Source organism: Actinomadura fulvescens, assembly GCF_039533225.1.
In the GTDB taxonomy this organism is placed as follows: Bacteria; Actinomycetota; Actinomycetes; order Streptosporangiales; family Streptosporangiaceae; genus Spirillospora; species Spirillospora fulvescens.
This window is the reverse complement of the sequence record NZ_BAAATD010000013.1, coordinates 1-12,705: the sequence shown is the minus strand read 5'-3', so window position 1 is coordinate 12,705 and position 12,705 is coordinate 1. Positions and strand designations below refer to the sequence as shown.

Sequence of the window (12,705 nt, the reverse complement as noted above, 5' to 3'; positions counted from 1 at the left end):
CCGCCCTGCCGCCGTCCGACGAGAGGGGCTATCAGGTGACCAGACCCGACACCGCGCTGGCGTCATGGTGGTGAGCACCGCGCGTCGGTCGGTTCATTGCCGAGCCGACGGGGTCGGCTCAGGGTTGCGGACTCCCGGTGTCAGGCTTTGACGCGGAAGGGGTCGCCGGGTTGCAGGATGGAGGCGGCGTCCAGGACGCGGTTCTGCTTGAAGAAGCCGCTGAGCAGGCCGCCTTGGGCGTTGTTTTCGCGCAGTGGTACCCAGCCGTAGCCGTTGCCGGGCTTGGCGCCGCCTTCGTCGGTGCGGGCGAAGGCGTACTCGTCACAGCTGGGCTTGTTGAGCTTGGCCGACAGCGGCCTGGGCCAGCCCTTGGGGGGCTTCCATCCGGCCGGGAGCTTGGCGCGCCCGCACACCTGGCCGCGGTTGAGGTCCTCCAGCCAGCTGTTGCGGTGCAGCACCTTGGGCGCGCCCCGGGCCTGCAGCCGGCGGATGTTGGCGCCGACGAACTTCAGTTTGGCCAGCGAGGTCACGGTGGGGACGGCGCCGGGGAACACGCAGCCGGCGCGCTGGCCGGGCATCAGGTTGTCGCAGCGGAATTGCGGCGAGGGTGTTTCGTAGGTGCCGGGGAGGGCGAAGGTCGAGGTGAAGATGAGCAGGTAGGTGCCCTGGGTCTGGTGCACCTTGGGTGTGGTGTCGTGGAAGGTGATGGTGCCGGTCAGCGTCTTGCCGGGCCTCATCAGCCCGCCCTTGAATTTGGTGGTCGCTGAGCAGGGCGCCTCGCATTTGGATTTGATCGTCAGGTTGGGGCCGGGTCCGCGTCCGCCGCGCATTGTGGTTTTGGTGGTGCGCCAGGTCAGCTTGTCGGTGACGGTGCGGCTGTTGGCGGCTGCCTGGTAGGAGTGGGTGGCGGTGAAGTGGGTGACACCCAAGATCATCGGCGGCACGGTCATCGCGACCGTCAGTACCCGGCCTTGGATGGCTTTGCAGCCGCGGAAGCGGGTGACCTTCCATTCACCGGGCTTGCAGCTGGGCACGGCCAGCGCGCGGCCGCCCACGCGGACGGGTTTCGCGCGGACCGGTTCCTGTTCGATGACCAGCCGATGCGCCGGTTGGGGGTCGGCGACCGTCACGCCGGCGGCGGGTACGTGTGGGCTGGCCAGCGCCGGTGGCGCGGCCAGCGCCGCCGCCAGTGCGGCGGCGGTGGCGACAGAAACCGCCGCGGTACGGGGGGAGGGGGAGCGCAATGATGCCTCCTGGGAGAGTTCCAGTAACAAGAGGTCACATCATGCACTCGGCGCACTACACACCGCGTCCGGGTAATCACCTACCTCTGATCCACCGCTTACCCCCGATCAGTAAGGGTCCCTCGGTACGGGCCCCTCGGTACGGGCCATGGTGCGCGGTGATCGCCGGGGTGTTACCGGGGCGGGCACTGACAGGCGGCGCGGGGGAGCAGCCGGGCAGCAGCGGCCCACGGAGCGGGCGGCTGTGTGAGACACCCTCTGTCCAGCCGGCCTCACGCAACTCATCCGCTGGCTGCTGCGGTGACGTGCGCGTAGACGAAGACGTAGACAAACTCCAGGCTCCGAGACTGGCGGTTTCCAGAGGGCAGCGTGTTGCACACGACCGCCAGACGGCGGCAGGGAGCGAACTCCTTCGTCTATTTCTTTCGGATGCTGCCGTTTGAGATCCAGTGGACCAGGACCGCGGCCGCGTGCACGGCGGCTTCCGCGCCCTGCTGGGACACCGAAGCGCTGGTGGGTCCCCCCTCATGACGGTCTCGCTGTCCGTGCCAGAGCAGGCTGATCATGGCGACGACCGCGTCAATGTCTGCCGGCGCTCCCGTCCTGTCGGCGAGGACCATCTCGTACTTGTGGCGTGCCTGGTCCAGGTGGGACCGCACCTTGCCGAGGGTGGGTTCGGGATCGGTGGGGAGGAAGGCCGGGATGGCGACGGCCTCCACAGCCTTGATGGCTCGGGAGTAGGCGGCACTCGGGTCGGGGTTGATCCCGTACGCCTCGGTGAATGCCGCGCGGAGATGATCAGCGACCGTCCCCGACTTCGAAGCCCCGGTATCCACGGCCTTGCCATAGGTGGCGTGGAGTGTCTCGTCAATCCGGCGTTCCAGGCCGCTACCGTCTTTGGAAACGGTGAAAGCGGAATCGCCTTCGCGCAGGATTCCTTCCAGGTGGCGGGCATAGAAAGCGGCGTTCTTGAGGTGTTGCAAGTTTCCGCCCCGCAGCGCTTGCTGTAGGCAGCCCAGCGTTGCGTCGATGACCTCCAAGCGCAGCATCGGGTTCGTCCGGTCGTCGAGAGAGGCCAATTCGGCGTACGGGTCGCGGCTCTTGACGATTCTGGACGGCAATTTCAGGCGCACTGCTACCGGGATCGCCATGTCGTATCTGGACAGCACCTCGTACAGCCAGTCATGGATGGGCACGTCGAGGTGGTCCGGTACGCCCTCTGTCCACAGGGGCTCCGGTTCAGTCTTCCCCGCCAGCCGGTCGGTCAGCCGTCTCCATGTGCTTGTCACAGAGCGACTGTAGGGAACCAGGCTGGAACATCAGAACAGAAATATGTTCGTGTGCACGCCGCCGATCCCCGGCTGCTCGCCTCAACCTGGCGGTTTCCTGAGGGCGGCGCGTTGCACGTGGCCCCTGACGGGCCAGTGGCCTGCGCTCCGGCAACTTCGCGTGTTGCGCGCGGGGTTGTGACAGTGGTTCGCGCGGAGTTGATGTCAATCGTCCTCTGGTTGGCCGCTGGACATCTCGTCCAACCTCGTGGCCAGGCGTGGCCGCTGGAGCACCACCGCGGTACAGCTCGGCCATGATGAAAGCCAATGTGGCCGGATCGTCGAAGAGGGGACCGTGTGGCGCAAGAACGGGAACTGGGCGTCAACGGTGAAGTGATCAACCTGGCCACGCGGGTTGGCCGCTGGTCGAACCTCGGCTTCCTGGCGCTCCTTGCCTTGGCTTTCGGCGCCGGTGCTGTCGGAGGGACCGCTAGAGGGAATGCGCTCGCGCTGCTGTGGTGGCCGGTTCCCATCGTGCTGGCCGTCGTGTGGTTTCACTGCTGGCGCTACTACCTGCGCCAGCGTGCCCGGCTGCAAGGCACCGTCCTGGTGGTCACCGATCTGCTTGGTACCCGGCGCTGTGATCTGGCCAGGGCGAAGGACATGACGCTGAGGGGTGTGGTGTTCGGCCTCAACTGGCTGGTACGAGATCAGGCGGTCTCGGTTCTGTTCGTCCGGGACCCGAGTGAGAAGCAGCCGGTCCGGCTGGCGTTGCGCAACCGGCACGGCGGTCCGATGGAGCCCGACGACCTGCGGCTGATCGCGGACGCCATCCAGAGCGTGCCCCGCAGCCTTGCCGATGACCCGCAGGTGGTCAGCGTGCTGCGCGAGCTGCGCGGCGGTGACGGTTCTTGGACCAACCACCCGGACTGGTCTCACAGGAGCAGCGGCTGACACGCCAAGAGCCTGCGTCCATCGAGCAGCTGACATCTGCCCCATCAACGCTCTCACTTCTTACACATCCCCATCGTCGCCGCAGCCGCGCATGCTCGCCGCCCACTGACATCAACTCCGCGCGCAACACCTGGCCCCACACCATCGAGATCAACCCCGACGGAACCGTCAACGGTGAACCCGGCACTGACAACAACCCGACGCAACGACTGTCACTAAGTCTGAGAGGGAGTTTTGTCCTGTTTCTGTGGTGTCAAGTGCCCCGCCAGGTGACAGTGTTCTCACCGGTGAGGCGGCGGGTCATCAGGTCGATCATCGCGACGTGGATCATCGCTTCGGAACGGGTCGGTAGCGTCCACGCGGGCCACCAGTCACCACCGCACCGCAGGCACTCCAACACCGTCAGGGTGCGCTCGGTGCCCTCCAGTCGGCCAGCGTGACCGGCCGCGGCCACAGGGCCTCGGCGGTCGGGCAATCCGGGCACAGGCCCTCGGCCAGAGCCGCGAGCGCGTGCGTGGCGTACCGCTCGATGGGCACTCCGCGCCCGTCCGGAAGCTTCACGTCCTCACTGTGAATCGGCCGGCCCCGTTCGCCAACCCACGCACGTCAACCTTGCTGGTGATCTCTGATATTCGGGCGGCCTGTTTTCGTCGATTGGGTGACGATTGGCTCAGCAACTCATGGTGCTAGGGCCTTGGCGACCCGGGCCATGCGGGGGAGCGGCAGGGCGAAGTCGGTGGTGGGATTTCGGGGGGAGAGGCTGCCCGTGTTCACTCGGACGCCGGTGCTGGTGGTCGTCCATGGGGCGGGACCCCACTGGCCCTGGCCGCCGAGAAGGGCGACGGCAAGCTTTCTGGGCTCCTTGACCCGCGTGCGGTCGCGCAGTGCCTTGGTCGGGCGTTCGACTGCTGACGGTTCGCTGTTGGGCACGGCCGCGTCGCCGAATGACGGCAGGAGAAGGAGCAGGCGCGCGTGGGGATCAGAGATGCTGCCGCCGGAGGGGGAGTTGTCGGCAGCGGCCAGCAGCTCGGGCCAGGACAGGGCTGGGCCCATGAAGTGTCCGTCGTCTTGGGCGAGGAGCTCGGCCTGCTCCCACGAGGGATGGTGCAGAAGGTAGTCGATGCCGGGATCTGCTTTGAGGGTGCGGTAGACGATGTGGAAGCGGGCACCGGTCGCGAGCGGGATGGTGAAGACCGGCCAGTCCGCCGGTTCCCACACGCGCCGCTGGCAGTCACTGGCAGCCTCATAGTCGGCGCCGAACAGCAACTCGTCCGTCTCCTCGTCGTGCGCGCACGAGGCGAGGTGGCCGAGCCAGAACAACGGCTCGTCGAGCAGTTCGGGGCGGTGTGTGAAGGGGCCGCCGTCGTATCCCGGTATCTGAACGGGATGCATATCTGCACTGTTCACCACGCCATCATGTCGTCTGTCCACCCTGCTTCCCGTGGACCGCCGAAAATACCCTGCAATACCAGTCGTTTAGGTTGACATAACGATCCTTATCACTCATTCGGGGATGTATCACCCAAGGTCGGGAGCTGAGTGTCCCTTGTCTAAGCTCCTGATCTCGCTGGTGATCAGTGCGGGTCTTTGCGGATCGCGGGGTTTTTACTCAGTGAATCCCTGGGATGTCTCCTCCCGTCGAAAGAGAGGGTGAGATGACGGCGACCAAGTCGGCGCCCCAGGGGGCGAAGGAGAAGGCGTTCCGGCGTCTGGCTGATCGTGCTGAGGCAGCGGCGCGCCAAGCGTGGATGGACTACGACGGGCCAACCGGCTGGTCGGGCTTCGCCTGGTTGGAGATTCCTGCCCGGACTGAGTTCGCCCGTTGGCTCGCGGGCACTGGACGGGCCCGGCGCGATAAGGAAGAGCCCGGTATCACCATCGAAGCCGGCAACGCCGACCTCATGGAATGGGCTGGTGGAGACGCCAGCCTGTATCAGTGTGTGAACCGGCGCACTGCCTGGGCCAGCGCCTTCGCGCAGGTCCTGCGGGACGGAGATCTGGCAGACGTGCGCGTGCGTACACGGCTCGATTGAGGGGCGGCGCGTGCCGGGACGCGGCCCAGGCTCGGTCTCGTCAGCAAGGGCAGCGTGCGCACGGCCGTACTGAGAAATAACCCCGCGGTTCCCGCGTCCATGGACTGATCGGGCTGCCACCCTTCTGGCCTGTGGCCTGGCCCTTCTTGCCGCTCTGCGAGGTGAGAACACAGGATGAGCAGAACTCGGGGAGCGTAAGGGTCCTCGTCGTCGCCGAGGTCTTCGTGGAGGTCGTGAAGCCGAGGGGCGACGCGCCCGGCCGCGGCCGGGGCCAGGCCGGCGGCCGTGCCTCGTTGGCGTGTTGAGCTGTGCCGACGCCTTCGCAAGCCAGAAGCGGCGATGTCGGCCTGCGGGGCCCGGCACCGCCCTCCCCCTTCCCAGGGCGCGCCTTGGGCGCGGCGATCCGGCGGAGCTCTACCTCGTCCCTTGTGAGTTCACCGCGAACCCAAGGACCGAAGACTCCCACCAAGGGGCAAAGCCACCTTCGGGTTCGCTGAGGTTCCTTCGGTTCCCCGCGAACTGTGGGGGATCTCGGGGTGTCGATAAGAAACGCGTCATGGGCCCCAAGCCGTGTTGATCTTGTTGTGTACAGGTAGACCGGCCTCCCCCTGCAGGGTGCGATTGCTCTCCCATCACGGTAGGCAGTGTGTAACCGATTGCATGCACACTGGTTCGGGGCATCGGTCTGGTCAACGGCCTTGCGCGCGCGGTAGGCCTTGGCCCTGGCAGGCGCGGCCTGGCCTTTGCAGCTGAGCGGTCACGCTGGTCGGGGTCGCGGGTGCCACCGCCCGCGCCATCGCAACGGGCCGCCACCATCTGGCCCACACCAGCGCAGACCAGCCCGACGGTGACTGCGCGAGGTCCACATGCGCAGCGCGCTGGCGCTACGCCGGCGCCGCGGTTGACGCCGACCCGGTTCCGCGCTTGGTCCGCCGCTGATAGGAGCGGCTGCACACGCCCAGCGCCGCGCCCAGCCCGGCAAAGGCCACGCCCCCGACGATTCCCACCCACCACGACCAGCCCTGCGCGTCGCCCACCGTGAACCCCAGCGGTGCAGCGACCATGGTGCCCAGCCCGTACGGCGTCAGCAACAGCGCGCCCGCCCAACCGGGCACCAACACACTCCAGCGCGGCAACCTGGCTCCCCAGGACACCACCAACGCCACCACAAGCAGCATCCCGACCAGCGCCCCCGCGGCGGTGAAGTCCAGACCGTGGCGTTCCATCCACACCACCACCTCGGGCGCGCCGTTCACCCTGAGCTGGACCGCCAGGTCACCGGCCGGCTTGCCGGCCGTCCCGCCCAACGCCCAGTAAGTCTTCATCATCACGTAGGGAACCAGGGCAGCGGCACCGACCCACGCGGCCGTGGAAGACTTCAGCAAGTTCACACCCACGATCCTGCCGCCGCACCCCGCCCCCGTACCTCACGCCGCAGAACCAACACCCTCCCCCGAACGGGGGATCACCCCAACGGCCACCGCGAAGACGTTGGTCAACGACTCCCGCACACCCCCGTGGCCATCGCTCCTCCTTGGGGAAGGGGTCAACACCTCAACCTGTAATCACGTGAACACGACCAATAACAGCCCCGCATGGAGATTGTTGGAAGATCCCCGCCCGGGTCGCGCCGAGGCGCCCTCTGGCGTCGGCGCCTGGTATCGCTCACCGGCAGGTGGTTCTTTGCCCCTCTGCCGGGCGGGAACACCGATGGCTACTGTGCGTACATGAATGGCTGCAGGCCCATGTCGGGGGTGCGTTGCTTTCTGCGGACCGGCGTACTGGCCGGCGCGTGCTGCTGGTAGCGGCACCGGCCACGCAGGACTGGCGCCACGGCCCCCGACCCGGCAGGCGGCACGACGACAGGAGGCAGCAGAGGTGATGCGGACACAGATCCTGCGGGGACTGGCCAGTGGGCTGGGAGCCGGAGCACTGATCGCTTTCAGCGCCGGCCTGGCCACCGCCGGCAGCGCCACCCCGGCAACCACCTCCCACGCTCCCCACGATGCCAGCTACGCCGCCGAGAACCTCACCGACCGAAGTGAGGCCCCCCGGACCGGCGCCGTCCCGCCCTCCGGCGGGAGCGGCGGCGTAACACCGCCGTCAACCGATTCACTGCGATGCTGGGATGCGTACCTGTCGGGCTCCACGTTCGCAATCAGCTGCAGCGGCAACAACTTCTACATCTGGACCGACTGCTCCAACGGCTACCGGTACACCGTCGGCCCGTTCTCCGGTTCCTACCGCATCACCATCACCTGCCCAGGCGGCAGCCGCCCGCTGCAAGGCGGCGCCTACGGCAGCTGATCCCCGACCTCCGCGTTCATGCGGCGTTCAAGGACGTCGTCGGGCACGTCCTCGATGTGGGTGAGGAAGACCCACGTGTGCCCGAACGGGTCGCGCAGGATCGCGGCGCGGGCGCCGAAGGCGGCGTCGGCGGGCGGGTCGATGATCTCGGCGCCTTCGGACTCGGCGCGCGCGACGACCGCGTCCACGTCGTCGACGTAGACGTGCAGGACAACGCTGGAGCCGTGCTCGTCCGGCGCGACGAAGGGCGGGTGGGCCTCGCTCAGCATCAGCGCCGACCCCTCGATGGCGATCTCAGTGTGTCCGAGGGTGCCGTCGGGTGCGTCGATGCGGAAGATCACTTCGGCGCCGAACGCCTTCTCATAGAAGGCGAGGGCTTCCTTCGCACCGCGGATCATCGCGTGGGAGATGACGGCGTTCCGGTAGCGCTCGGGAGACTTCTTGGTGGTGTTCATGAAGATGACGCTACGCAGGAGGGGAACCGGCGGGCATCAGTCGGATGACCGGCAGGATGACCGGCGTTCCGGGGAGCCGACGAGTGAGATCTCCGCCATCGGGCGCCGCGTCACCTCCAACCCGGTCCGCGTGGCGGCATGAGATCGCCGCGTGGCGGGCCCGCAGTCGTTTGGGGCCCATGACAGGTTTCTTACCAGCACCCCAGGTAGTGACACCAACCTTACCGGCACCCCTATCCCAGCCGCCCCCCTGCTAATCTAAACGGACGAACGCGACGCAACCTGGGGTTAAACGGCGATTCGGGGCCGAACTCTACCTGCGGGGGGTCCTAATGCGTCATCGGATGACTTCCATCCTAGTGCTGGCATCGGCTCTCGCGGCGACATTCTTTGTCGGTCCAGCCACGGGTCACGCCCAAGGTCAACCAGCCGCGAGTGAAGCTCAAACTCTTTGGAATATTCAGAACGTCGCTACCGGGCTCTGCCTCGACGCCACCGTAAGTGGCGGGGGCGGCCGTTTGGTCGGCCTCAGCCCCTGTTATTGGGGCGACTTCGGCCAAAAGTTTGAGCGATGGAACGGGGGATGGACCCGGCATCCGAACGGTTGCCTAACAGCCATCACCGGCCCAGGTCCAGCATTTGCTCGTATTCTAAGGCTGGATCCCTGCAACAGTAACAACCTCAAGCAGCTATGGACAAGCTGGCACGGGGGTTGGTATCAAAACCGGGAAGGCTATTGCCTGGAGCATACCGGGTCGTCGTCGAGCGTTTACTGGACGGGGTGCGTGCAGACCAGGTCGCGGCAGCATTGGTATGTGTGGGGAGCTTAGTGGTCGGCTCCAGGAGCTGCGCGCCGCAGGCGCCGCGGCCGCGCTTGAGACGGGCCACTCGCATGGCGGGTGAGGCCGAGCACTATGAACGGCTGGCCGCCAGGTTCGAGGAGCACTGGGCCTACAGCAGGAGCACTGGGCCTACAGCAGGAGCACTGGGCCTACAGCCCGGCGTTCACGACCTGGATGACAAGCCGCATCCTGGAACGCCTCGACGCGCGCCCCGGGGACATGGTGCCAGTGCGGCGAGGCCGGTTGCCTGGAGAGGGTGTGTGACCTTGAGATGTGGCCGGGCGGGCCGTCCCTGGCGTTGATGCTGGTCGCCCCGCAGCCGGTCCCGCGAGGTCTCCACCGGGCAGATCTCGTCGGCCATCCAGACGATCAGCTTGTCCTCGTCGCCGACCGCGGGCGCGTGCGTAGCGGGGGTCCCGGACTGGCGGAGTCGCCTATTCAACCGTCGCGAATTCTCACAGGGTCACCTGTGTTTGATGACGCTCTGTGACAGCCGGCGTCCTCGGGGCGGTATCGTCACAACGAAGGTGATCAGTGACTCCAGAGTTGAAGACTGCGCTGAGGGAACTGCGGCGGGTTCGCGCGATGCGGCCTCAGGACTCTGCTAGTGCCGTGACGTTCGCTGGGTGGCGTGAAGCGATCGCAACTGCTCTCGACGAACTCGCTGTCCATCTCCTCTTTCCGGAGGACCGTCTCCGTGCTGCGGCCGAAGCGGCTGCGGCTAGAGACGAGACGGCCCAGTTGAGATCTCCGCCCACCTGATGGCGCATGCCATCCTGCATAGATGCAGGTCAGGCGATGCTTGGAAGATCCGGCCGGGTATTAGCGCTTAGGGCAGGGTTGGGTCGGTGGGGCAGGGACCTTCGCTGCCGGCGTCGACGTCGCCTTCGCTGCAGAAGCCGCCTTCTCCTGCGGCGCTGAGTTCGCCGTCGCCTTCGGGATCGCCTGCGGTGCCGGGACCCTTCTCGACACTGGGACCGCCTTGGCTACCGGTGTTGGGGTCAGGGGGCCGCGTGGTGGCCATCTTCACGCCTACCTCCTCGGACTCGCCGGCTTCGCCGGAGGAATCTGGTGCAGGTGTCTGTGGCGCAGGGGAAGTCGCCGGCGAACGCGAGGGCTTGTCGGCAGGGCGGAAGTGACCTTCGTAAAGGCCGGATACCACGACGGTCAGGGCGAGGGCCGACAGCACGCAAGCGACTACGACCATCAGGCGTCGAGGTACCGGCAGCACAGGCTTGGCAGCGCGTTCGCGTGAGAGAGAGTTGCCCGCGGACACATCGTGACCGGCAGTGTGCTCGCCGCTTGGCTGGTCGGCAGGGACGGCATCGGTGGCGCCGTCAGCACCCGTACGGCTGGTGGGCGCGGTGTTGATGCCGGATGTGTCGTCGACGGTGATGGCGGTGCGGCGGCTGTGGGCGTGTTCGGCTGCTTCCCACAGCGCCATCAGTTGGTCCAGGTCGGCGTCGGTCAGATCACCCAGCGCGGCGACCACCGAGCGGGGCGGCAGTTGCTGGCCGTTGAGGTAGCGGCTCCAGGAGGATCGGCTGGCCGGGGTCTTGTGGGCCAGTGCGGCCAAGCTCAGGCCCGAGTCGTCCTTGAGTTCGCGCAGCCGCACCGTCAGCTGCCGTACCTCGGGCTCCAGTGAATCCGCAAGCGGCTGCCAAACACTCAACCCGTGCCCCCGATCCATCCCATCGACCTCTGGGACCCTCGCCCTGCCTGCCGCGTTCCACCTGTTCAGGAGACCGGGACATCCCACCACGTCCCCTCGTGTCCCACGATCGCGCTCACACCTTACTGAGACGCATGCCGGGTTGGTCACCTTGTGTCCGGCGGTGGTCAACCGGCCCCGCCGACATCACCCACCCGGAACGGAGCTCTCAATGCGCTCTGCTCGATCGGCGACCGCCGTCGCTTTGACCGTGCCACTCATGTTCAGCGGCGTGGTGGCTGCAGTCCCGGCTACCGCCAATCCAGTGCAAGCCAGTGCCCCAGCGGCTGTGTCCGCGGCGCCCAGTGCCCGTCCAGTGCCACAGGCCAAAGCTCAGGCGCGCTGGAGGAATGTCTGGTACGGCAAGAGGAACGCCAAGACGATCAGTAGTCCGAACTTCACGGCCCGGAGCAAGACCCTGCAGATCACCGCCCGCTGCTGGAACGGAGGCGACGGTACGTACGCCGTCGGCGTCATCTACCAAAAGGCGCTCCCCGGGTGGTCCCCCAGGAGGAAGTACATGGGCCTCTGCCTCGGCAAATGGATGCGTTTTCGCATTACGAATGCAAGGGTCGGCAAGAAGCACTACGCATCGGTTCGGCTTGGGGGACTGAAGCACACGACTGAGGTCTTCGTGCAGTCCTACCACTGAACCCTTTCGGTCAGCACCTCCGCGTGATGAAAGCACGTCGTGGCCGCACTGGCAAGAACGCGCCGGTTCGCCCATGGGCTCGAGATTGCGCAGTCCCGGGGCTGAGAAGTTCCGGGATTGCGCATGCGTCCGCGCTGGGCTACCCCCGAGCGGCAGGGCCGCCGGTTCCTACTCGCTCCTGGCGCTGCGCCCAGGTGGTGAAGGAGGTCAGCGCAGACGGGTGCCGGTTCCACGTCGCGGCCGCCGCGGCGTTCCTCCAGTCCATCACCGCGGCGTAGGCCTTCTCGAAGGCCTGGCATCACCTGGGAGGACCACATGTAGCAGCCGTCTCGATTGGTCCACTGCTGCCAGGGACTCTACGCAGGCCCTGGCAGCAGTCCGGCTCCATGGGCTCATCGGCGAAGGGATGGCGGTGAGCACGGCACGGGGATGGTGTCGGGTCACGGCCGGGCCACGCTGATCGTCAGGTGTGGCCGGTCGGCACCATGACCAGGCCGCGCAGACCCGACCATCGGTCCGGGTCGATAGGCACGATCACCTCGGCGCGTACGGCGTCGACGTGGGCGTGATCGCGCACGGTGAGCCGCACACCGAGCGCACTGCTGTCCTGGCCGCCGGCATGCTCTGTCGCGGTGCGCTCGGCGACCGTCAGGGCCCGGACCTGCACGGGCAGGGCCGCCGACCAATCGACCAGGGCGCGCAACAACTCGGCGTGCGCGGCGGTGCTCGCACGACGCGGGCCGGGCCGGTCGCCCGGGTGGCTGGCCAGCGGGAGCACGAGGGTCTCCACCTCGGTGGCGCCGACACGTCCGCAGGCGCTGACGCCGTCCTCGTCGCTCGACCTCCGCACGTGCCAGCCCATCGCATCGGCGATGGTGGGCACGACGCCGCGCTGGACGGCGCCGGGCAACGTGCGCGAGGCGGGCGAGATCGTGACCGGCGGCAGCACGGTGGCCCGGTCGCACGTCACCGTGACCGGCGCGATCTCGCCGGTGCGTTCCAGCACCGCGGCGGCGGCAGTGAGCATTTCGGGCAACTCGATGTCGGCCATGGAGGTCTCGGATCGGGACGGAAGGCAGGCGCGGCTCAGGCGGCGTTCAGGTCGTGGACGGTGGTCTCGGCGGGGTCGCCCCACAGCGGGCCGGGGGCGGCGAGCAGGGTGTCGATGGCCTCGGTGCGGGTGGCGGCGCGGTGCACCAGGACGCGCTGGCGGCGGTCGGGGGTGGTGGCCTGCCAGTG

12 protein-coding genes are annotated in these 12,705 nt (G+C 67.3%); 4 read left to right on the top strand and 8 right to left on the bottom strand.

From position 1 onward, the window contains the following. Positions 1–140: 140 nt before the first annotated feature. Both ABD333_RS36605 and ABD333_RS36600 read right to left on the bottom strand, forming a co-directional pair. Positions 141–1,244 carry a NucA/NucB deoxyribonuclease domain-containing protein gene (locus ABD333_RS36605; protein ID WP_344547165.1) on the bottom strand — a complete coding sequence of 368 codons (1,104 nt, stop codon included), beginning with the start codon at positions 1,242–1,244 and terminating at the stop codon, positions 141–143. A 416-nt stretch (positions 1,245–1,660) separates the two neighbouring features. Beyond that, positions 1,661–2,533, bottom strand: a complete 873-nt coding sequence (locus tag ABD333_RS36600) for a hypothetical protein (RefSeq protein WP_344547164.1) — start codon at positions 2,531–2,533, stop codon at positions 1,661–1,663. Between the two features lie 336 nt (positions 2,534–2,869). Between ABD333_RS36600 and ABD333_RS36595 the strand changes: the two genes are divergently transcribed. Then, on the top strand, positions 2,870–3,466 hold the full coding sequence (locus tag ABD333_RS36595; protein ID WP_344547163.1) for a hypothetical protein: 597 nt from the start codon (positions 2,870–2,872) through the stop codon (positions 3,464–3,466). A gap of 402 nt (positions 3,467–3,868) precedes the next feature. On the opposite strand, the gene ABD333_RS36585 is transcribed toward ABD333_RS36595, so the two are convergent. Both ABD333_RS36585 and ABD333_RS36580 read right to left on the bottom strand, forming a co-directional pair. Further along, positions 3,869–4,027 (bottom strand): hypothetical protein, encoded by a 159-nt coding sequence (locus ABD333_RS36585; protein ID WP_344547162.1) that lies wholly within the window; start codon positions 4,025–4,027, stop codon positions 3,869–3,871. Between the two features lie 117 nt (positions 4,028–4,144). After that, the gene (locus ABD333_RS36580) at positions 4,145–4,873 is read right to left on the bottom strand and encodes a hypothetical protein (RefSeq protein ID WP_344547161.1); all 729 of its coding nucleotides are present in this window, start codon (positions 4,871–4,873) and stop codon (positions 4,145–4,147) included. 248 nt (positions 4,874–5,121) lie between these two features. Between ABD333_RS36580 and ABD333_RS36575 the strand changes: the two genes are divergently transcribed. Next, positions 5,122–5,499, top strand: coding sequence for a hypothetical protein (locus tag ABD333_RS36575; RefSeq protein WP_344547159.1), 378 nt, complete (start codon positions 5,122–5,124; stop codon positions 5,497–5,499). A gap of 884 nt (positions 5,500–6,383) precedes the next feature. On the opposite strand, the gene ABD333_RS36570 is transcribed toward ABD333_RS36575, so the two are convergent. Beyond that, positions 6,384–6,890, bottom strand: coding sequence for a hypothetical protein (locus ABD333_RS36570; protein ID WP_344547158.1), 507 nt, complete (start codon positions 6,888–6,890; stop codon positions 6,384–6,386). Positions 6,891–7,380: 490 nt separating this feature from the next. Between ABD333_RS36570 and ABD333_RS36565 the strand changes: the two genes are divergently transcribed. Next, the gene (locus tag ABD333_RS36565; RefSeq protein ID WP_344547157.1) at positions 7,381–7,806 is read left to right on the top strand and encodes a hypothetical protein; all 426 of its coding nucleotides are present in this window, start codon (positions 7,381–7,383) and stop codon (positions 7,804–7,806) included. Here ABD333_RS36565 and ABD333_RS36560 read toward each other — a convergent pair. Then, positions 7,794–8,261: a VOC family protein gene (locus ABD333_RS36560; protein WP_344547156.1), complete on the bottom strand. Its 468-nt coding sequence runs from the start codon at positions 8,259–8,261 to the stop codon at positions 7,794–7,796. The genes ABD333_RS36565 and ABD333_RS36560 overlap by 13 nt on opposite strands. A 332-nt stretch (positions 8,262–8,593) precedes the next feature. Between ABD333_RS36560 and ABD333_RS47680 the strand changes: the two genes are divergently transcribed. Then, the gene (locus ABD333_RS47680) at positions 8,594–9,091 is read left to right on the top strand and encodes a ricin-type beta-trefoil lectin domain protein (protein WP_425546958.1); all 498 of its coding nucleotides are present in this window, start codon (positions 8,594–8,596) and stop codon (positions 9,089–9,091) included. An 841-nt stretch (positions 9,092–9,932) separates the two neighbouring features. Here the strand turns inward: ABD333_RS47680 and ABD333_RS36555 are convergent. Beyond that, positions 9,933–10,793 (bottom strand): helix-turn-helix domain-containing protein, encoded by an 861-nt coding sequence (locus tag ABD333_RS36555; RefSeq protein WP_344547155.1) that lies wholly within the window; start codon positions 10,791–10,793, stop codon positions 9,933–9,935. 1,136 nt (positions 10,794–11,929) lie between these two features. Further along, the gene (locus ABD333_RS36550) at positions 11,930–12,517 is read right to left on the bottom strand and encodes a hypothetical protein (RefSeq protein ID WP_344547154.1); all 588 of its coding nucleotides are present in this window, start codon (positions 12,515–12,517) and stop codon (positions 11,930–11,932) included. Positions 12,518–12,705 lie beyond the last annotated feature (188 nt).

Bases quoted from the DNA above. Each gene is read 5' to 3' on its own strand.
- ABD333_RS36575 (WP_344547159.1), top strand. From the start codon at position 5,122: ATGACGGCGACCAAGTCGGCGCCCCAGGGGGCGAAGGAGAAGGCGTTC.
- ABD333_RS36565 (WP_344547157.1), top strand. From the start codon at position 7,381: ATGCGGACACAGATCCTGCGGGGACTGGCCAGTGGGCTGGGAGCCGGA.
- ABD333_RS36550 (WP_344547154.1), bottom strand. From the start codon at position 12,517: ATGGCCGACATCGAGTTGCCCGAAATGCTCACTGCCGCCGCCGCGGTG.
- ABD333_RS36555 (WP_344547155.1), bottom strand. From the start codon at position 10,793: ATGGATCGGGGGCACGGGTTGAGTGTTTGGCAGCCGCTTGCGGATTCA.
- ABD333_RS36560 (WP_344547156.1), bottom strand. From the start codon at position 8,261: ATGAACACCACCAAGAAGTCTCCCGAGCGCTACCGGAACGCCGTCATC.
- ABD333_RS47680 (WP_425546958.1), top strand. From the start codon at position 8,594: ATGCGTCATCGGATGACTTCCATCCTAGTGCTGGCATCGGCTCTCGCG.